We start from the raw sequence: 20,958 nt of genomic DNA on the forward strand, positions 1-20,958 counted from the left end.
ATGAATTTTTCCCGTCATTGACGGTCATATAGTGCTGGAAGCACGGATTTCCTTTATGATAAGGCAATCATTTTTTCACCATGGCCATCATAGAGCCATCGAGCAGCAGTGACATAGGATAGTTCCTTTAATGCAACATTTCTCCCGGACATTTTTAGCGGCTTCAATTGCCACCGCTCTGTTTGCCCCCTACGCTCAAGCTGAAGCGATATTAAACAACAGTGTGCAGGAAATGCCCACTACTGATCAATGCTTGGTCGACGCTGAAAAAAATGATGCGAATGCTGAAATCGTGATTCAAGCGGATAACCTGCAAGCCATCAATGGTGACAAAGCCATTTACTCGGGCGATGTTGAAGTCACTCAAGGCAACAAAAAAATTACGGCAGAATCGGTCACCTTGCATCAACAAGAAAACATTGTTGTGGCAGAAGGTAATGTCACTTTCAATGATGGCGAAGTCAAAGCAAGCTCTAGCAAAGTCACCAATAATATGACGTCAGAGACCTTCTCGCTAGAAAATACTGAATATCAGTTTCTTTGCCAGCAAGGACGAGGCCAAGCGGCCTACATCGCAAAAACAGGCCAAGCGGTTTACGAATTAGAAGATGGCTCTATCACCTCTTGTCCTGCGGATGACAACGCATGGCGTCTGGTCGCATCGAGTATTGAAGTGGATCAAAATGAAGAAACCGCAACCTTTTACCACCCACGGTTTGAAGTGCTCGACGTACCGGTTTTTTATGCTCCCTACCTCACTCTACCGATCGGCAACACTCGTAAAACGGGTTTTCTTTTTCCATCAGTGAACTATGGTTCTAGCGATGGTTTAGAAATCGAAGTTCCTTTCTACTGGAACATTGCACCCAATTACGATTTAACGCTCACTACACTCTACATGCAACAGCGTGGGGTGAAGCAAGATGCAGACTTCCGCTATCTAAGCGATGGCTGGGGTTCTGGTGAACTCAAAGGTGAATACTTACCTGGGGATGAAAAATACAACGATGAAGATCGTTGGGGTTATCAGTACAAACATGATGGCATCATCAATAAGCAGTGGTTGGTTTCTCTCGACTACTCTCAAGTCAGTGACATCGATTACTTCCGCGATTTGAGCTCCGATCTAGGTAACCGAGAAGACGGCCAATTGATGCAACAAGGCAAAGTGGCTTACCGTTCCGATTTTTGGGATATGTCGCTGCAAGTGCGAGACTTCCAAATCTTATTGCAAGATAACAATCAACCTTATCGACTACTGCCGCAGGTGAAGTTCAACTTTTACACTCCACTGCTTGGTAATTACCTCAACTTTGACGTTAAAAGTGAGTTAACACAATTTGATATTCAAGATGCTTCGAAACCGAATGCACTGCGTGCGCACGTCGAGCCTGGGTTAACCATTCCCCTCTCAACCAGTTGGGCGACATGGACGACCGAAGCACGCCTTTTAGCCACCTACTATCAGCAAGATCTTGATAGATTAACCGACCCAACACTAAAGTCTCAGTTGGATGAAACCGTTGCGCGTGTCATTCCTGAATACCGCTCTCATGCTCGTATTTATCTTGAGCGTGAAGCGAAACTCTTTGAAGGCTACACGCAAAGTTTGGAGCCACAAATTCAGTACCTCTATGTACCAGAAGAAGAACAGGGCAATATCTACAACTACGATACGACGCTGCTACAAACCGATTATTACGGCCTCTTCCGCAGTCGTAAGTACAGTAGTATCGACAAAATCGCCGCAGCAAACCAACTGAGTTATGGTGCCAGCACTCGCTTCTTTGACGATGAGTACAAGGAGCGCTTGAACATCTCTTTCGGTCAAATTTACTACATTGACAAGAAAACCAAATTGACAGGTAACCAAGAAGAAACGTCAAACTATTCCTCTTGGGCCGTAGAGACCGATTTCAACTACGAAGACTTTTTGTTCTATCACGGTGGGATCCAATACGACATCGATCTCAATGCGATGCAGTTGGCCAACAGCACCTTGGAATATCAGTTTACCGATGGCTTTGTTCAAGGTAATTATCGCTATGTCACCAAAGATTACATCGAAGATACCATCAGCTTTGATGAGTTAGACAAGATTACCCGCAAAGGAATTTCGCAAGCGGGGATTGTCGGAGCCTACAACATTAACCGCCATTGGTCTGCAAGCGGTCAGTATTATTACGATTTGACCGAAGAGATCGACTTGGAATGGATGGCCAGTTTGCGATACCAATCAGATTGTTGGTATATCGGTTTTACTTACACCAACCAATTAGTGAAATGGCGCAATGACGTGGTCGGTGGGGATAATAACAATCCGGTCTACGATACCAACATCAGCGTAAACTTTGGCATTCAAGGTTTTGCAACCAAGAATAAAGCAGAAACCGCTGCAAAAGAATTGGATAGCACAGATAACGCGATTACCTACGGTCGCCCTTTCTATCTGAATAATTAGTACTTTTGATGACCTTATCGAAAGAGACAAAACGTTATATGGATTACAAAATGAACATTTGGAAAACCCTTTTACTTGGCATGCTGGTCACTGGCAGCGCCGTTTCTGCTCCTGTTGAGCTAGATAAGGTCGCCGTGATCGTCAACGATGGTGTGATCTTACAAAGTGATATTGATACCGCGACCAAAACCTTGCGCGCTAACGCGAAAAAAAGCGGACAAGCCCTACCCGATGCTGACGTGCTAAACGAACAAATCGTCGATAAATTGATCATCGATACACTGCAAACACAAGAAGCCGACCGCATTGGCGTGCGCATTGATGATACACGTCTCAATCAAGCAATTGAGGAAATCGCACGCAACAATAATCAAACCATCGACGAACTCTCGACGGCCATTGCCAGCGAAGGGGTGAGTTACGCAGAGTTTCGCGAACAAATTCGTAAAGAGATGGCGGCATCTGAAGCACGAAATGCCTTGGTGAGACGTCGTATCAATATTTTGCCGGCAGAAGTGGATAACCTCGCTGAACTGCTATCGAAAGAAACCAACGCTAGCGTTGAGTATCGTATTGGCCACATTCAGTTGCGTTTTACTGATGGGCAAGACAAATCGGCCTTGGAAGCACAAGCGAAAGAGCTAGTTGAAAAGCTCAAGCAAGGGGCTGATTTCAGCACCATGGCTTACACTTATTCCAAAGGACCAAAAGCACTGCAAGGCGGTGATTGGGGTTGGATGCGTAAAGAAGAGATGCCAACCATTTTTGCTGACCAAATCAAGATGCAAAATAAAGGCAGCATCATTGGTCCATTCCGCAGTGGTGTTGGTTTTCATATTTTAAAAATTGAAGACGTAAAAGGGTTGGAAACCGTTGCGGTCACTGAGGTGAATGCACGACACATTCTGTTAAAACCAACGGTCATTTTGAGCGATGAAGGTGCTCAGCGCGAACTGAATGAGTTTATCCGTCGAATTCGCGCAGGTGAAGCAACCTTTGGTGAGTTGGCGCAGCAATACAGCCAAGACCCAGGTTCCGCAGCACAAGACGGTGAGTTGGGCTATCAAACACCCGACCTCTATGTGCCCGAGTTTAAGCACCAAGTTGAAACATTGCCGGTAGGAACCATCAGTGAACCCTTTAAGACCGTGCATGGCTGGCATATTGTTGAAGTGCTTGACCGCCGTGAAGTCGACCGCACCGACTCTGCGATGAAAAATAAGGCCTATCGCATCCTCTTTAATCGTAAATTCAACGAGGAAGTCGGCGCTTGGATGCAAGAGCTTCGAGCAGGTGCGTTTGTCGAAATCATCAACGAGGAAGAAAACGATGGTTAAACGCTTAGTGGTGACAGCTGGAGAACCCGCTGGCATTGGTCCCGATCTTGTTCTCGCTTTATCAAAAGAGCATTGGCCACACCAGTTAGTGGTGTGTGCAGATAAAAAAATGCTCGCCCAACGTGCAGAGCAATTGGGGATTAACGTTACCCTGCTTGATTATGATGCTTCAACTGCCCCCTCCCCCCAACAAGCGGGGACATTAGTGGTCGAGCATATCGATATGCCGAGCACTTGTGTGGCAGGGCAGCTCAATGAAGAGAATGGTCATTATGTATTAAAAACGCTGGAAAGAGCCGCTTTAGGCTGTATGAAAAGCGAATTTGATGCTATTGTCACCGGCCCTGTTCACAAGGGGGTGATTAACCGAGCTGGGGTTGCTTTTAGCGGCCATACCGAGTTTTTTGCCGAGCTATCAAACACGCCTCTTGTGGTCATGATGTTAGCCACCGAAGGCTTAAGAGTAGCGCTTGTCACGACACATATTCCATTGGCGTATGTGTCGAAAGCGGTCACTGCAGAGCGATTGCAGAAGATCATCGATATTTTGCATCGCGACTTAGTAGAAAAATTCGCCATTGCCGAGCCTAAGATTTACGTGTGTGGACTAAACCCGCACGCAGGAGAGGACGGATGCTTAGGCCGTGAAGAGATTGAAACCATCACGCCGACGCTGGAAAAAATTCGTCAAGAAAAAGGAATCCATCTGCTAGGCCCATTGCCAGCAGACACCATTTTCAATGAAAAATATTTAAACGATGCCGATGCTGTTCTAGGAATGTATCACGACCAAGTCTTGCCTGTGTTGAAATACAAGGGATTTGGTCAGTCGGTCAACATTACTCTTGGTCTACCCTTTATAAGAACATCGGTAGATCACGGAACTGCACTCGATTTAGCCGGGACTGGCCAAGCGGATACAGGGAGCTTCCGAACAGCACTTCAGCATGCGATAGAACTGGTAGAGAAAAAACAATGAGAAATGATGTCCATATGGGGCACAAAGCGCGTAAACGCTTTGGTCAGAACTTCCTTAACGATCCATACATTATTGATGGTATCGTCTCGGCCATTAACCCAAGACCGGGACAAAACCTGGTTGAAATCGGTCCTGGTTTAGGCGCGATTACCGAGCCAGTTGGCCGCGAAGTGGACAAATTCACCGTTATCGAACTTGACCGAGATTTGGCGGAGCGCCTTCGTACTCATCCAGAATTGGCAGACAAACTGACGATTCATGAAGGGGATGCGATGCGTTTTGATTTCACTCAATTAGTGAAACCAAACAATAAGTTACGTATTTTTGGCAACCTGCCTTACAACATTTCAACACCGCTGATGTTCCACCTATTTGAATTTCATAAAGACATTCAAGACATGCACTTTATGTTGCAAAAAGAAGTGGTGAACCGCCTTGCTGCAGGTCCGGGTAGCAAAGCCTATGGTCGTCTAACGGTGATGGCACAATACTACTGTAAAGTGGTACCCGTGTTGGAAGTACCACCAACCGCCTTTGTACCACCACCGAAAGTCGACTCAGCAGTGGTTCGCCTCGTTCCTTACGAGACCTTACCTCACCCAGCAAATAACCTACAATGGCTAGAACGCGTCTGCCGCGAAGGCTTTAACCAACGCCGCAAAACCGTGCGTAACTGTTATAAGTCGCTGATGAGTGAGCAAGTTCTTGAAGAACTCGGGGTAAACCCTGGCATGCGTCCAGAGAATCTGACGCTGCAGCAATTTGTGGCGATGGCAAACTGGCTGGATGCTAACCATAAATAAATCTATCGGTATGAGAGTGAGCATAGACTCACTCTCTGCTTTTCCAACACGGAGTCAGCATGGACGTATCTCAACCCCGTATCCAAATTCAAGTTCACACCAAATACGTCGAAGAACAATCCAATCCTGAACTTGCTCGCTATATCTTCGCTTACATCATTACCATTAAAAACCACAGTTCAGAGAGCGTGCAACTGCTTAGTCGACGTTGGTTGATCACCGATGCCAATGGCAAACAGATCTCTGTCGAAGGCGATGGCGTCGTCGGCCAACAACCGTTTATCGACGCTGGTGATGAGTACACTTACAGCAGTGGCACCGCATTAGACACCCCAGTTGGCGTCATGCAAGGTCAATACATCATGCACGACGCTCAAGGCAAAGAATTTGTCGTCGAAATTGAACCTTTCCGCCTCGCGGTTCCCAACATTCTTAACTGATTTGAGGCAATAATTTGGCAAACTATATTGTTGGAGACATCCAAGGCTGTTTTGATGAATTGATGCTGCTATTAGCGCAGTGCCAGTTCGATAAAAACCAGGATACACTCTGGGTCGCTGGTGATTTGGTCGCGCGCGGACCAAAGTCATTAGAAACACTGAGATTTATCAAATCACTCGGCAACAGTGCCAAAGTGGTTCTGGGTAACCACGATCTCCATCTCATTGCCGTATCTCTGGGGATTCGCAATAACAAAGCCAAAGACAAAACAGCGCCAATTTTTGCAAGTGAAGATGGTAATGAACTCCTCCACTGGCTGCGCCAGCAACCGCTTCTTGCAGAACATCCCAAATTTGTCGTTTGCCACGCAGGCATCTCGCCTCAATGGGATCTTGCGACAGCACGTTTGTGTGCCGAGGAAGTAGAAAGCCTGCTGCGCAGCGAAAATTACCGCTGGCTGATTGAGAACATGTACTGTAACCAACCCGATCTCTGGCAGGACAATCTCTCCGGCTTGGATCGCTACCGTTACATCATCAATGCCTTTACACGCATGCGATTTTGCTTTGCCGATGGGCGTTTGGATATGGATTGCAAACTGCCACCATCAGAAGTAAAAGAGAGCGAACTGATGCCTTGGTTTGCACTGCCACAGCGTCGATCACTTGAGAAACCCGTTTTATTTGGTCATTGGGCGGCTTTAGAAGGCTATATCAGCGAAGAAGTAATTGGACTAGATACAGGCTGCGTTTGGAATGGCAGCCTGACTATGATCCGCTGGGAAGACAAACAAGTATTTAGTCAGAAGGCACTAGAAAACTAGCAAACTAGCAAACTAGCAAACTAGCAAACTAGCAATTCTCTCTTTCTAAAATAACAAAATCCATCGCGTAGCCATTTTTCTCATCAGCAGAATAATGTTCGCGATGGCTCTCATACCATTGCTCCCCCCAATCAGGAAACTGAGTATCACCATCAATAGTGGCATCGATAAACGTCAGATAAAGTTTGTCTGCTTTTGGTAAACACTCAGCGTAAATTGAACCGCCACCGATGATCATCACTTCATCCACATTCCCCGCTAACGCTAAGGCATGCGCAATCGAGTTGGCCATAGTGACCCCCTCAATAACCAAGCTTTCGTCACGACTAATCACTATATTCAATCGCCCTGGCAACGGACGTCCGATCGAATCATACGTTTTACGCCCCATCACGACCGGTTTCCCCATCGTGCAGCGTTTGAACCAAGCAAAATCTGCGGGAAGATGCCAAGGCATCTGGTTATCTTTACCAATGATTCTTTGCTTTGCCATCGCGGCAATCATACTGATGATCATCTCTCTTCCTTACACTATTGGTCTGCGGCGGTAGAATAACAGCCCAGGAACGGCAAGGCCAACCGCCAGTCCCGCAATGATGAACATCGCTTTTAAAAAGTTTTCCATACAAACCGCCACCAACTCTGGGGTATAGCCAAGATGATTGATCTCCACCATTGCGATCATGGCTTTAAAAGTGAATACGCCGGGAACCATTGGAATCAATGCAGCGACAGTAAACACCTTCGGGTGCGCCAACAAACGCCGTGACCAGTACACACCAATCATCCCGACTAACGTAGCCGCAAAAAACGTCGCCCATTCAATCGGAATGCCAAATTTCATCATTAAATATCGACTGCCATGACCAATGGCACCGCCGAGCGCACAATAAATTAACGCTCTCGGTGGCACATTGAACACCAATGCAAACCCAACCGCAGGAATCGCGGCAAAAAACATATCGTTGAGTAAACCGACTAGCAATTCCATTAGCTCGACCATCCCCAAATACCCGTTACACTCATCGCCGCGACAATCCCTAAGCTGGTCGCCAACGTCAGTAAACTCGCCATAACGAAGCGAGCAATACCCATATTGATATGGCCTTTCAGCATATCTGCAACCGAGTTAATCAATGGGAAACCAGGAACCAGCATTAACACAGAAGATGCCATCACCACCGTCGGCAAGTTGCCAATTTCAAGAATGACCGCTTGTGCAGAGATAAGGGTGGTCACAAACGCCGTTGCGGCAAAGTTCAAGAGTGGGTTGAAATGACGATGTCCGATTTCTTGACGAACGATCATGCCGCAAGCCGAAGCCAAAAATGTCATCGCAAACACGGCCCAATCTCCCCCCGCTAAACGAGCAAAAGAGGCGCAAGAGAGGCCGATCATAAACACCACTAACCAGCGGTTGTAACGCTCTGGACTGATATTATTCAGTTTTCTCTGAGCCATCATCGGATCAAGCATCCCTTTTTCCATCATGATGCAAATCCGCTGAATTTCGGTGACCGCTTTCATATTGATACCACGATCGACGCAGCTGCGCGTGGTGGTAATGCAGTGACCATCCATCACAGTGGTGACAACCAATGCGTTGGCAGAGAGCGCCACTTCGACTTCACTGACGCCAGATGCAATACCAATGCGGCGCATAATATCGCCCACCAAGGTACTTTCCGCTCCATGCGCTAATAACATCTGCCCCGCTTGTGCGACCAGCCGAGAGATGGCTCGCTGTGTTGATGCCATAACAACTTCCTAATTCCTTTTAATCGGACCTGTTAATTGAAACAAAAGGCAAAAGCGCCTCGAAAAACAAATATTCTGCCCGAAAAAAATCGGACTAAACATGATTTAGATGCAAAAAAGCCGCAAATAATATTGCGGCTTTTAATCGTAATATCTCGATTACTCACGAACGTAGATAACGTGACCGTCATCTTCTTCATCGTCCCAGTCATCCCAGTCGTCGTCATCATCTTCAGTGATAACTTCGCCTTGATTTGCATCTGGATGGTAATCCCACATGAAGTTCACTTTCTCTTCTTCAGAGACTTCTTGCTCTTCACGTGGCAACTGTTCCATAAAGTCAGCGAGTTTGTAACAAAGCTCTTTAGTACCCTGGCGATTCACCGCTGAGATCTTGAAGTATTGCTCTTCCCAGCCTAGCGCATCAATCACTTCTTGAATGATCTCATCCGCTTGCTCTTCACTAACAAGATCCACCTTGTTAAATACTAACCAACGAGGTTTATTGGCCAATTTCTCGCTGTATTGCTCTAACTCATCAATGATGGTCAGCGCATTTTGTACAGGATCCGATTGATCAATTGGGAAAATATCGATCATATGCAGCAGTACACGACAACGTTCTAAGTGTTTAAGGAAACGAATCCCCAAACCAGCGCCATCAGCCGCACCTTCAATCAACCCTGGAATATCAGCAACAACAAAGCTTTTCTCAGGAACAACACTCACAACACCGAGACTTGGGATCAAGGTAGTAAACGGGTAATCCGCGACTTTCGGTTTCGCTGCAGAGACAGCGCGGATAAAGGTTGATTTACCAGCATTCGGCAAACCTAACATACCCACATCAGCCAATAGCAATAGCTCCAAACGCAGTTCGCGAATCTCACCTTTTGTACCCATGGTTTTCTGACGTGGCGCGCGGTTCACTGACGATTTAAAACGCGTGTTACCTAAACCATGCCAGCCGCCTTTGGCGACCATGACTTTCTTTCCGTGCTCAGCGACTTCCGCCACAGTTTCATTGGTATGAATATCGACTGCACGTGTACCAACTGGCACGCGTAAAGTAATGTCTTTACCACGTTTACCGGTACAGTTACCACCACTACCGTTTTGGCCACGCTCCGCTTCATAGAAGCGTTGAAAACGGTAGTCAATCAGCGTATTTAAGTTTTCGTCAGCTTGGATGTATACATCACCACCGTCACCACCGTCGCCACCATCTGGGCCACCTTTGGTCACGAATTTTTCACGCCAGAAACTTACAACACCGTTTCCGCCGTCGCCAGCTTGAACTTTAATTACCGCTTCATCAACGAATTTCATTTCTTACTCCGGCTACTTTCGCCCGTAAATCAATATCACTACATTTTAGCAGATGACAGATCGAAGACACCATGAGAGGGTGTTTTGAATATGTCGACTGCAATAAAAAACCCCACCATTACGGCAGGGTTTTTCGATTCTGCTAGAAACCTAAATTACTCAGCTTCGATGCTTACGAATTTACGGTTTTTAGGACCTTTCACTTCGAACTTAACTTTACCGTCAGTTAGAGCGAATAGAGTGTGGTCTTTACCTAGGCCAACGTTGTTACCAGCGTGGAACTGAGTACCGCGTTGACGAACGATGATGTTACCTGCAAGAACAGATTCACCACCAAAACGTTTTACACCCAGACGTTTGCTTTCTGAGTCGCGGCCGTTACGAGTAGAACCACCAGCTTTTTTGTGTGCCATTGTTAAACTCTCCTAATAGATTACGCGTTGATACCAGTGATTTTCACTTCCGTGAACCACTGACGGTGACCTTGTTGCTTACGAGAGTGCTTACGACGACGGAACTTAACGATTTTAACTTTATCGCCACGACCGTGTTGTACAACTTCAGCAACTACTTTACCGCCCTCTACTAGAGGAGCACCAACTTTGATGTCTTCGCCGTTAGCAACAAGAAGAACTTTATCAAATTCAACAGTTGCACCAGTTTCAACGTCTAATTTCTCTAAACGAAGAGTTTGACCTTCGCTTACACGGTGTTGTTTACCACCAGATTGGAAAACAGCGTACATATTTTACTCCGCTCTTTCCGCACAGCCTATGCCTATATTTTGTGCAATAAGGGTGTGCGCTAAACTAATCATCAATAGGGCGCAGATTCTACAGAAAGGATCTCCCTATGACAAGCCATATTTTGAAAAAATTGGCGAAAAGCTAATCGCCAAATAAAAGTGCGGCAATCATGCCCTTTAGTAATGTATTAATCAATGTTTTTTAGTGTATTATTCGACAATTATACAAATCGATTAAGCCTTGCAGGGTCTAACTTCAGCCGGATATACGATGGATTTTAAAACTATCCAAGCGCTTACTGCCGATGACATGGCAAAAGTGAATGAAACAATTCAAGCCCAACTCAATTCTGATGTCTCTTTAATCAATCAACTTGGTTTTTATATCATCAGTGGTGGTGGCAAACGTCTTCGCCCTCTTTTGGCCGTGCTTTCAGCGCGAGCGTTAGGCTATCAGGGTAATGCTCACACAACCGCAGCCGCTTTCATCGAGTTTATTCATACCGCAACCTTGCTGCACGATGATGTGGTGGATGAGTCTGATATGCGTCGTGGCAAAGCCACCGCTAACGCTGCCTTTGGCAACGCTGCCAGCGTTTTGGTTGGCGACTTCATCTACACACGCTCCTTTCAGATGATGACAGAACTAGGATCCATGAAGATCCTGAAGCTCATGAGCGATGCCGTTAACATCATTGCAGAAGGGGAAGTATTGCAGTTAATGAACTGTAACGATCCTGATACCACTGAAGAAAGCTACATGCAGGTGATCTACTCTAAGACCGCACGCCTGTTTGAAGCCGCAACGCAGATTGGGGCCATACTCAATGATGCTCCCGCGGAAGTCGAAACCGCACTGCAAAATTATGGCAAGTATCTCGGTACCGCATTTCAGTTGATCGATGATGTGATGGATTACACCTCAGATGGCGAAGAAATGGGCAAAAACGTTGGGGATGATCTCGCTGAAGGCAAACCTACTCTGCCCTTGTTACATGCGATGCGTCATACCAATGCAGAAAACGCGCAGATGATCCGCGAAGCGATCGAGAATGCCAATGGGATGGAACGTCTAGATGACATTCTGGCTGTAATGCAACAAGCAGGTTCGTTGACCTATACTGAAGCAAAAGCAATGGAAGAAGCCGATAAGGCCATCGCGGAATTACAGGTATTACCTGAGTCTGAATACAAGCAAGCATTGATTGCACTTGCACATATGGCAGTCAAGCGCAGCAAATAGTAAGAGCAAAGAAAGGGAGCAATGGCTCCCTTTCTTCTTTATTGAGTCGAATACTATCAACCACAAACAAAAAAGCCGATCCAACGATCGGCTTTGTTTTTCTAACACTCACATTCGCTGACTTACTTTACGAAGTCCACGCCAATTTGAATGTCACTGTTAAGCGTTTCTAGCATGCCATCGAGAGCTGCTTTTTCGAAATCACTTAGCTCACCGTAAGGTAGGATCTCTTCAACACCCTCTTTGCCAAGTTTCACTGGCTGTGCAAAGAAGCTAGCATGCTCACCGTTACCTTCAACGTAAGCGTATTCGATCACTTCTTCACCTTGTAGTGCTTTCACGAGTGCAAGACCAAAACGACACGCAGCCTGACCCATTGAAAGTGTTGCACTGCCGCCACCCGCTTTCGCTTCAACCACTTCAGTACCTGCATTTTGGATACGTTTGGTTAGGGCTGCGATTTCTTCGTCGCTAAACTCGACACCTTCCACTTGAGAAAGAAGAGGCAGAATCGTCACACCAGAGTGACCGCCGATCACTGGTACACGAACTTCACCTGGATCTTGACCTTTCAGCTCAGCAACAAACGTTTCTGAACGGATCACATCCAACGTCGTCACACCAAAAAGTTTACGCTTGTCATAAACGCCCGCTTTTTTCAGAACTTCTGCTGCAATTGGCACAGTGGTGTTCACAGGGTTGGTGATGATACCAATACAAGCATTCGGACAAACCACGGCAATGCGCTCAGCAAGTGATTTGACGATACCAGCATTGACATTAAATAGATCCGCACGATCCATACCTGGTTTACGCGCAACACCGGCAGAAATAAGAACCACATCAGCACCTTCTAGTGCTGGCGTTGGATCTTCACCGGCATAACCTTTGATCGAAACGGGGGTTGGGATGTGGCTTAGGTCTGCAGCAACACCCGGAGTAACCGGAGCAATATCATATAGGGCTAAATCAGAACCCGCTGGAAGGCGGTTTTTCAGTAAAAGAGCTAGGGCTTGACCGATGCCACCTGCGGCACCAATAACAGCTACTTTCATTGTAGTTCTCCTTGAGAGCGATCTCTTATAGACGTTTTAGTAGGGTATTTTGTAAACAACTGTGTAGAACGCTATAGCAATTACAACTTGATTACAATCAATTAACGCTCGCTTTGCGACCTTGCGCAACTCGATTATCGCGTGCCACATTCACTTCGGCCATTATCCACATAAATTGTAGGTATGACAAAGGCTTAAGCATGAAAGAAATTGACTACATTTCTTGCTTTGTTCGCTATTCACTGCGCTAATCGGACAGTAATCTGTTTAAAATTTACAGTGATACAACTAACAGATTGCAATCAGCTTTTGGCACTGAGTGAATATCTATGCGAAAATATGCAAAACGTTAAGAAATGGAATGTGGATTTTATGCGCCCATCAGAAAAACAAGACAACCTAGTACGCGCTTTTAAAGCTTTATTGAAAGAAGAACGCTTTGGTTCTCAAGGTGAAATTGTTGAAGCCCTGAAACAAGAAGGCTTTGAAAACATTAACCAATCTAAAGTTTCTCGCATGCTGACCAAGTTTGGTGCCGTTCGTACCCGCAATGCGAAAATGGAAATGGTTTACTGCCTACCCACCGAACTGGGCGTTCCGACCGTCAGCAGTTCTTTGCGTGAATTGGTTTTAGATGTTGACCATAACCAAGCATTAGTGGTCATCCATACTGGCCCAGGAGCGGCACAGCTTATTGCCCGTATGCTCGATTCTCTTGGTAAATCGGAAGGCATCCTTGGCGTGGTGGCGGGTGATGACACCATCTTCATTACCCCTACCCTAACAATCACGACAGAACAACTGTTCAAATCGGTCTGCGAATTGTTTGAATACGCGGGCTAACTAACGGCAAACAATGCTCACTTTAGCGATGCTTTGGTGAGCATTTTGTTTGAAATGCATTCAAATAGGCGTTAATTGTTCGTGACCTAATTCACGCATTCAACCAAATCTCTACCAAGATAAGCATCAATTTAACTCATTGATCTAAAAGAACCTAACACTAAAAAAACGTCACTCCTATTCTCTTTCCTTAGATTTTTTCGCTATAAGTTTTAACAATTGTATAATTATCTGCCAATTATTTGTTATTATTCCGCCACTTTTCCAAACGATTGGATTGGAAAAGATGCCGTTTCCAAACAGGAAACCCCTGAAGATAATTTGTTATGCTTCTGGGTTAATAATGGATAAAGGAAGGAACATTCATGGCATTAAATACGCTGATTAAAGTGGGTGCAATTGCTGCTGCCGTTATGGGCGCAGGTGCGGTTCACGCTCAAGAATTTATTACGATTGGTACAGGTTCAGTGACGGGTGTTTACTACCCTACGGGTGGCGCCATCTGTAAACTGGTCAACAAAGATCGTAAAGATCACAATATCCGTTGTTCTGTAGAATCAACGGGCGGTTCGATCTACAACGTCAATACCATCCGCTCTGGCGAGTTGGACTTTGGTATTGTTCAGTCTGACTGGCAATACCATGGCTACAAAGGCACTAGTAAATTTGAAGAGCAAGGCCCTTACACTAAGCTGCGTGCCATGTTCTCTCTTCATACCGAACCTTTTAACATCATTGCACGCTCTGACGCAGGCATCGACAAGCTTGAAGATCTGAAAGGCAAGCGCGTCAACATCGGTAACCCTGGCTCGGGCGATCACGCAACGATGAGCGTGGTGATGGATGCTATGGGTTGGAACAACGACAGCTTCAAGCTAGCATCAGAGCTAAAAGGTTCTGAGCGTTCGCAAGCCCTATGTGACAACAAGATCGACGCGTTCATTTACATGGTTGGTCACCCAAACGGCTCAATCAAAGAAGCGACTACCTCTTGTGACGCAAAATTGGTGTCCGCGACAGGTCCACAGATCGACAAAATTGTTGCTGACAACCCATACTATGCTTACAGCACCGTGCCTGCTGGTATGTACCGTGGCACTGATAAAGACGTGAAGAGCTTTGGTGTAGCGGCAACGCTTGTCACCACTGCCGATGTGTCTGACGACGTGGCTTACAACGTGGCGAAAGCGGTATTCGAGAACTTCGATACCTTCAAACGTCTACACCCTGCGTTTGCTACCCTTAAGAAAGAGGATATGGTGAGCGCTGGTATTTCTATCCCACTACACCCAGGTGCAGTGAAATACTACAAAGAAGTGGGTCTGCTGAAATAAGCAACCCCACGATTCAGGCAGGAAGGCCATCTTCCTGCCTGCGATTCAATCCTGATCCCGACTTCAATCATTCTGTTGTCTGATTTGCCGTTACAATCTCATTAATTCAGACAGCATTGAGTTCACTGCCCTCTCCGAGTTCAGAATCGGAAGGGTGACAGCATCAACTAGACCATCAATAACAAGGAAACGTACATGACGACGAATACCACTCCGTCACAAGATGTGCAAGAAATGGTGGCTCAAGCCGATACTGGCGCACGTAACCCGGCAGGGTTACAGGGACGAATCCTTTGGTTTGTTCCTCTTTGCTGGTCATTGTTTCAATTATGGTACGCTTCACCGCTGCCGTTTATTTTCGATTTCGCCGTTCTTAATGACACGCAGGCACGAGCTGTACATTTAACCTTTGCTATCTTTCTTGCTTTCACTGCTTACCCTGCACTGAAAAGCTCACCTAGAGAGCACATCCCTGCCCTCGATTGGGTATTGGCTTTACTCGGCAGTTTCTCTGCTTCCTACATCTACATCTTCTACACCGAGCTTGCTGGCCGTTCAGGCGCTCCAACGACGATGGATGTTGCGGTAGCAGTCACTGGCATGGTGCTGTTGCTTGAAGCCACTCGTAGAGCGTTGGGCCCTCCTTTAATGCTCGTGGCCGCTCTTTTTCTCTTTTATACCTTTGCCGGTCCCTACATGCCGGATGTCATTGCCCATAAAGGGGCAAGCATCAACAAAGCGATGTCCCATTTATGGTTGACCACGGAAGGCGTGTTCGGTGTTGCTCTTGGCGTATCCACCTCGTTTGTGTTCTTGTTTGTACTCTTTGGTGCCATGCTGGAACGCGCAGGTGCGGGGGCATACTTTATTAAAGTGGCCTTCTCATTGCTCGGCCATATGCGTGGTGGGCCGGCCAAAGCGGCCGTGGTCGCCTCCGGTTTATCAGGGCTTGTTTCTGGTTCTTCCATCGCCAACGTGGTCACCACGGGTACCTTTACGATTCCCTTAATGAAGCGGGTTGGATTCCCAGGAACAAAGGCTGGCGCCGTCGAGGTGGCAGCATCAACCAATGGGCAATTAACGCCGCCGATCATGGGAGCTGCAGCTTTCTTGATGGTGGAATATGTCGGTATTTCTTACGTTGAAGTCATTAAAGCGGCCATTCTGCCGGCCTTAATTTCTTATATTGCGCTGATTTATATTGTTCACTTAGAAGCCTGCAAAGCGGGCATGACAGGCTTACCTCGACGCCACAATCCAACCATGCTGCAAAGCTTGCTCTCCTTTACGGGAACGATTTTAGGATTGTGTGTCGTCAGTGCGGTGGTTTACTACGGCATCGGTTGGACCAAGGATGTCTTTGGCGATGCCGCGACACCAATGGTGAGCATTGCCTTACTTGTTGCCTACGTAGGCTTAGTCAAAATTTCCGCCCATCATGCGCAAGATGGCGCCTTGGAGATCGATGCAGAACTGACCGAAGTGCCCGACCCAGGACCGACGATCAAATCGGGTTTGCACTTCCTGCTTCCGATTGTTGTGCTTGTTTGGTGTCTCACCGTTGAGCGCTTTTCTCCTGGCCTTTCAGCGTTTTGGGCCACGGTGTTCATGATCTTTATTCTTCTCACTCAACGTCCTTTGATGGCGTTGATGAACAAGAGTGACGACATTGCGCAGCAAACCAAGGCTGGTTGGACAGATCTGTTAGAGAGCTTAGTATCGGGCGCTCGCAATATGATTGGCATCGGTGTCGCAACCGCTGCTGCGGGTACCGTCGTCGGCGTGGTGACCCTAACCGGGATCGGTTTGGTCATGACCGATTTTGTTGAGTTCATTTCCGGCGGCAGCGTGATCATGATGCTGATCTTCACCGCAGTGATCAGCTTGATCCTTGGTATGGGGCTTCCTACAACCGCGAACTACATTGTGGTGTCGACCTTGATGGCGCCAGTGATCGTCACGCTAGGCGCTCAGCACGGCTTGATCATTCCACTTATCGCCGTCCACCTGTTTGTGTTCTATTTTGGTATTTTGGCCGATGACACCCCTCCAGTTGGCTTAGCTGCGTTTGCTGCAGCTGCGATTGCGAAATCCGACCCGATCCGTACCGGTATCCAAGGGTTTGCCTACGACATTCGTACCGCTATCTTGCCATTCATGTTTGTCTTCAATACTCAGCTCTTGTTGATGGGCATTGATACTTGGTGGCACTTGCTATTAACGATACTCTCCTCGATTATCGCCATGCTGATCTTCTCCGCGGCCACACAAGGCTGGTGGTTCACCAAAAACAAATGGTGGGAAACGCTGTTACTGCTCATACTTACGTTCTCGTTCTTCCGTCCAGGCTTCTGGTGGGACATGATTTACCCAGCCAAAGTTCTTTCACCAGGTATTGAGATAGAGCAAATCACTCAGAAGCTAGATGTAGGACAATCACTGGAGCTTCGTGTAGCTGGTACCAATCTAGAAGGTGATTTCACTGAAAAGACGGTCCGTTTGCCTTTTGATGATAATGCGACAACCGCACTTGAACGTCTTCAGTCGATGGGGCTTTCCCTCGTTGAAGATCAAGGCAAGATGCTGGTTGATATGGTTGAATTTGACAGCCCTGCTGAAGCCTCCGGTATCGATTTCGATTGGGAAATCAAATGGGTGGTAGAAGAAGCAGATCGACCAATGAAAGAATGGGTGTTTGTCCCTTGTTTGCTGATCCTTATTTTCATGGCAGCAAATCAGAAACGCCGAATTCGATCTCAAATCATTCAAGCGTAAACATCAATAGCCCCGTGAAATCGGGGCTATATTTATCTCAAAACAGTATGCTGAAATAACAACAATAGAGATCATACCATGTACAAACAGATTCTTGTTCCCGTCGATCTGAACGATAAAGGTTTTTCAGATAGAGCCGTTGAGCTCGCGGTGTGGCACGCGCGCCAAGCCAATGCTCAATTACATTTGCTCAACGTATTGCCCGGCATTCACATGTCGATGGTGGCGAGCTACTTCCCTAAAGATGCGGCACAGAAAATGAAACAAGATGTGGTGCAACAACTTAAGAACTTTGCTGATCAACACATCGCCGATGAAATTGTCTACAAGGTCCATGTTGCCGAAGGCAAACCTTACGCCACTATCTTAGAGTACGCTGAAAAGCTGGGGGCTGATTTGATTATCATGCCAAGCCACAAACGCTCAAAAATCGATAAAGTGGTGCTCGGTTCCGTCGCCAGTAAAGTGGTTGAGAACTCACCCATTAACGTATTGGTGGTCAAACCGCAAGCTTAGTCCCGTATTTTACTCAGTCAAGCCGGAACAAAAAAAGGATGTCATATGACATCCTTCAGATTGATGACGAACCCCGCTTTTTAAGTGGGGTTCTTTTTTGGAAGCGACCGTAGGTCGCGATCGTGATTTTTTTTTGTTATATCGTGCGCAGAAGTTCCCATTCATTACATGGGTATACAGAAGCAAGTATCTGCCTTATTTCTGCCATATTTAAGCCCATTTTTCGTAGATAGTTCACCACCAACGCTATCTTCTTGATGTTTTGGGCTGCCGCTGCCAACCAACATTGCATTTGCACGTTGGCTAGACCTCGGAAGCGAGCATAACGATGACCATGATGTTGCTTGGCATCTGCAAAGCTCCGTTCTACTGTTTCACTTCGACGTCGATAGGTCTTCTTACCATAGGAAGAAAGCCGCATTTGATTTGCTCTCTCTACGGCATCGCTATAGATATGCCGAGTAATCACTTTCTTCATGTTTTTGCTTTGAGTACAGTCATCCCTCATTGGACAGAACGCACACTCTTTCGGGTCTGAGTGGTATTCTCGGTAGGCATCGCGTGACGTGGTTTTATAAAGCAACGCCTGACCATTCGGACACTGGTAGCAGTCTCTTTGCGCATCGTAAGTAAAGTGTTTCTTTTTGAACGCATTTTTCGTTCTCGATGGACGTCGATAACCGAACACGCCAAGAATACCTCGACGTTCAAGTGACTCCGCCACTGGAGCGGTAAAGTAGCCCGCATCCAGTCCAACGGCTATCGGGTTCAATTGGAATGTAGCAAGCGTGTAATCTAAGCGTTGAACGTAAGGCTGTGAGTCATTGATGTTGCCCGCGGTGGTATAGGTATCGAGGATAATTCCATGTTGACCATCAACGGTTCGATGGTCGAGGTAGAAGAAGCCTTGTGGCTTATTATCACGAGTCATGAAGCCACTCTCTGGGTCAGTGGTGCTGGTTTTGGTATTCTTTGTTTTTGACTCTGATTCACGAGCCTTAAGAGGCTTCTTACCCGCTTTTTCTCGGTCTAACGCGACGTCGTCATCCAGCATATCAAGATAGGCACTCGCGCGAACCGCCGTGACTTTATTGGTGTGTTTATTCTTGTTGGCGTTCGCTTTGAGATGAGTACTGTCCGTAAAGAGCTCTTGACCCGCGACCAAGCCTTTCGTCATGGCTTGCTCTACGATATTGATAAAAATACGTTCGAATACATCCGTGCCATTAAAGCGACGAATGCGGTTTTGGCTTAGAGTCGAAGCGTGGATGACTTTCTCTGTTAATGACATCCGTAAGAACCAACGGTAAGCGACATTCACTTCAATTTCTTTAACGAGCTGACGCTCACTTTTTATACCAAAGATATAACCAAGCAAGATGATTTTGAAGAGACGAACAGGGTCAACAGGTGGACGCCCATTATCTTTACAATAAAGATGAGCGACTTCATCACGAATGAATTCAAAGTCGATAGCATTATCGATTTTGCGCACTAAATGGTTTTTAGGAACTAACTGTTCCATCGTCACCATTTCCAGTTCGTATTGTTGCGGAGTCGGTTCTTGAAGCATATCGGAGTATCCATATTTCGATACCCCTATTAGATCAAAGGTCTAGCTCGAAAGCTAGACCTTTGTCAGCAGTCTGAAGGATGTCATATGACATCCTTTTTATTTTAACCATCGATTTTTAAGTGAATCATTGCTGATTACGTAACTTCACTTCTTCATCCAAACTTTCTAATTTGGCTTTCATCTTTTCGCGACAGATTTCTGCAAGCTCGCGAATATGCTCTTTGCCATAACCTTCGGTGCTAATGGGATCCAACATTTCGACAATCACGTGACCATTATTCCAACGATTCAATTTCAGTTGATCCGTTGAGCTACATACGATCGGGATAATCGGCACGCCAGCGCCAATCGCAGCGTGAAAAGCGCCCGTTTTGAAAGGCATGAGGCCACGACCGCGTGAGCGTGTACCTTCAGGAAACATCCATACCGAGACTTCACTTGCTTTCATGCTTGCCACTACCTGATCAATCGTCCCTTTGGCTTTGGTTTTATTCGCACGGTCAATCAAGATGTTACCCGTCAGCCAGTAAAGCTGTCCAAACAGCGGTAACCACGCTAGGCTCTTTTTGCCTACCGTGACAACTTTGGGTGTCACTGCCGAAGATACGGTAAAGAGGTCCCAGTTATTTTGATGGTTGGCAATGTAGATATGTTGGCCACGTTGGTAGGCATCTTCAGGAAGACGCAGTTCCAGCTTAATGCCAAATACACGCGACATTTTGGCAAACAGACGGCCAAAGGTGAACACATGCTTAGGATTTCGAGGGCTAAGTAAACAGTAGCCACAACCAAAAACGAACATCACAACAGCAAATAACGCCGTCGCTAATAAACGCACTAGAGCAATCATTTATAACTCCGGTATTCATTCAGATCGGCATTGCACTCCCAAGATATTGAAAGTTACGCTCCACTTCTCTGACAAAACAACTTCAAAAAT

At 46.5% G+C, this 20,958-nt stretch carries 20 protein-coding genes; 11 read left to right on the forward strand and 9 right to left on the reverse strand.

Annotation, left to right across the window (positions count from 1 at the left end; all coding sequences use genetic code 11):
• The first annotated feature begins 130 nt into the window (after positions 1–130).
• Genes lptD through apaH form a run of 6 tightly spaced genes read left to right on the forward strand, consistent with a single transcriptional unit; the run spans position 131 to position 6,844 of the window.
• Positions 131–2,461 carry an LPS assembly protein LptD gene (lptD, locus tag AOT11_RS05155; RefSeq protein ID WP_017421245.1) on the forward strand — a complete coding sequence of 777 codons (2,331 nt, stop codon included), beginning with the start codon at positions 131–133 and terminating at the stop codon, positions 2,459–2,461.
• Positions 2,462–2,511: 50 nt separating this feature from the next.
• Complete coding sequence (gene surA / locus AOT11_RS05160) at positions 2,512–3,798, forward strand: peptidylprolyl isomerase SurA (protein ID WP_026050469.1); 1,287 nt, start codon at positions 2,512–2,514, stop codon at positions 3,796–3,798.
• A complete protein-coding gene (gene pdxA, locus AOT11_RS05165) occupies positions 3,791–4,777 on the forward strand; it encodes a 4-hydroxythreonine-4-phosphate dehydrogenase PdxA (protein WP_017421243.1) in 987 nt (328 codons plus the stop codon). The genes surA and pdxA overlap by 8 nt, the downstream gene beginning before the upstream one ends.
• Positions 4,774–5,580 carry a 16S rRNA (adenine(1518)-N(6)/adenine(1519)-N(6))-dimethyltransferase RsmA gene (gene rsmA, locus AOT11_RS05170; RefSeq protein ID WP_011078742.1) on the forward strand — a complete coding sequence of 269 codons (807 nt, stop codon included), beginning with the start codon at positions 4,774–4,776 and terminating at the stop codon, positions 5,578–5,580. Before pdxA ends, rsmA begins: the two co-directional genes overlap by 4 nt.
• A gap of 59 nt (positions 5,581–5,639) precedes the next feature.
• Positions 5,640–6,020: a Co2+/Mg2+ efflux protein ApaG gene (gene apaG, locus AOT11_RS05175; protein ID WP_011078743.1), complete on the forward strand. Its 381-nt coding sequence runs from the start codon at positions 5,640–5,642 to the stop codon at positions 6,018–6,020.
• Positions 6,021–6,034: 14 nt separating this feature from the next.
• On the forward strand, positions 6,035–6,844 hold the full coding sequence (gene apaH, locus AOT11_RS05180; RefSeq protein WP_017421242.1) for a bis(5'-nucleosyl)-tetraphosphatase (symmetrical) ApaH: 810 nt from the start codon (positions 6,035–6,037) through the stop codon (positions 6,842–6,844).
• Positions 6,845–6,872: 28 nt separating this feature from the next.
• On the opposite strand, the gene folA is transcribed toward apaH, so the two are convergent.
• The 6 genes from folA to rplU all read right to left on the reverse strand — a co-directional run bounded on the left by folA (position 6,873) and on the right by rplU (position 10,676).
• A complete protein-coding gene (gene folA, locus AOT11_RS05185) occupies positions 6,873–7,361 on the reverse strand; it encodes a type 3 dihydrofolate reductase (protein ID WP_017421241.1) in 489 nt (162 codons plus the stop codon).
• A gap of 9 nt (positions 7,362–7,370) precedes the next feature.
• Positions 7,371–7,847, reverse strand: coding sequence for a threonine/serine exporter family protein (locus AOT11_RS05190; protein ID WP_011149394.1), 477 nt, complete (start codon positions 7,845–7,847; stop codon positions 7,371–7,373).
• Positions 7,835–8,602 carry a threonine/serine exporter family protein gene (locus AOT11_RS05195; protein WP_013572472.1) on the reverse strand — a complete coding sequence of 256 codons (768 nt, stop codon included), beginning with the start codon at positions 8,600–8,602 and terminating at the stop codon, positions 7,835–7,837. The genes AOT11_RS05190 and AOT11_RS05195 overlap by 13 nt, the downstream gene beginning before the upstream one ends.
• Positions 8,603–8,761: 159 nt before the next feature.
• Complete coding sequence (gene cgtA / locus AOT11_RS05200; RefSeq protein WP_017421240.1) at positions 8,762–9,931, reverse strand: Obg family GTPase CgtA; 1,170 nt, start codon at positions 9,929–9,931, stop codon at positions 8,762–8,764.
• Between the two features lie 155 nt (positions 9,932–10,086).
• Positions 10,087–10,344: a 50S ribosomal protein L27 gene (gene rpmA, locus AOT11_RS05205; RefSeq protein ID WP_011078749.1), complete on the reverse strand. Its 258-nt coding sequence runs from the start codon at positions 10,342–10,344 to the stop codon at positions 10,087–10,089.
• Between the two features lie 20 nt (positions 10,345–10,364).
• A complete protein-coding gene (gene rplU / locus AOT11_RS05210; RefSeq protein ID WP_000271393.1) occupies positions 10,365–10,676 on the reverse strand; it encodes a 50S ribosomal protein L21 in 312 nt (103 codons plus the stop codon).
• A gap of 271 nt (positions 10,677–10,947) precedes the next feature.
• On the opposite strand from rplU, the gene ispB reads away from it, so the two are divergent.
• Complete coding sequence (gene ispB / locus AOT11_RS05215) at positions 10,948–11,919, forward strand: octaprenyl diphosphate synthase (protein ID WP_013572474.1); 972 nt, start codon at positions 10,948–10,950, stop codon at positions 11,917–11,919.
• Between the two features lie 122 nt (positions 11,920–12,041).
• Here the strand turns inward: ispB and mdh are convergent, their stop codons facing one another.
• Entirely contained in the window at positions 12,042–12,974 is a 933-nt protein-coding gene (gene mdh, locus AOT11_RS05220) for a malate dehydrogenase (RefSeq protein WP_013572475.1), read from the reverse strand.
• Positions 12,975–13,346: 372 nt separating this feature from the next.
• Between mdh and argR the strand changes: the two genes are divergently transcribed.
• The 4 genes from argR (at position 13,347) to AOT11_RS05240 (ending at position 18,442) form a co-directional block, all read left to right on the forward strand.
• Positions 13,347–13,817: a transcriptional regulator ArgR gene (gene argR, locus AOT11_RS05225; protein ID WP_011078752.1), complete on the forward strand. Its 471-nt coding sequence runs from the start codon at positions 13,347–13,349 to the stop codon at positions 13,815–13,817.
• 365 nt (positions 13,818–14,182) lie between these two features.
• Positions 14,183–15,151 carry a TAXI family TRAP transporter solute-binding subunit gene (locus AOT11_RS05230; protein ID WP_011078753.1) on the forward strand — a complete coding sequence of 323 codons (969 nt, stop codon included), beginning with the start codon at positions 14,183–14,185 and terminating at the stop codon, positions 15,149–15,151.
• 195 nt (positions 15,152–15,346) lie between these two features.
• Positions 15,347–17,926: a TRAP transporter permease gene (locus AOT11_RS05235; protein ID WP_017421239.1), complete on the forward strand. Its 2,580-nt coding sequence runs from the start codon at positions 15,347–15,349 to the stop codon at positions 17,924–17,926.
• Positions 17,927–18,004: 78 nt separating this feature from the next.
• Entirely contained in the window at positions 18,005–18,442 is a 438-nt protein-coding gene (locus tag AOT11_RS05240) for a universal stress protein (RefSeq protein WP_011078755.1), read from the forward strand.
• A 136-nt stretch (positions 18,443–18,578) separates the two neighbouring features.
• Here the strand turns inward: AOT11_RS05240 and AOT11_RS05245 are convergent, their stop codons facing one another.
• Complete coding sequence (locus AOT11_RS05245; protein ID WP_017428762.1) at positions 18,579–20,015, reverse strand: IS1182 family transposase; 1,437 nt, start codon at positions 20,013–20,015, stop codon at positions 18,579–18,581.
• Between the two features lie 127 nt (positions 20,016–20,142).
• Positions 20,143–20,868 carry a 1-acylglycerol-3-phosphate O-acyltransferase gene (locus tag AOT11_RS05250; RefSeq protein WP_017420358.1) on the reverse strand — a complete coding sequence of 242 codons (726 nt, stop codon included), beginning with the start codon at positions 20,866–20,868 and terminating at the stop codon, positions 20,143–20,145.
• Between the last annotated feature and the right edge of the window lie 90 nt (positions 20,869–20,958).

Origin of the sequence: Vibrio vulnificus NBRC 15645 = ATCC 27562, assembly GCF_002224265.1 — a bacterium.
Taxonomy (GTDB): domain Bacteria; phylum Pseudomonadota; class Gammaproteobacteria; order Enterobacterales; family Vibrionaceae; genus Vibrio; species Vibrio vulnificus.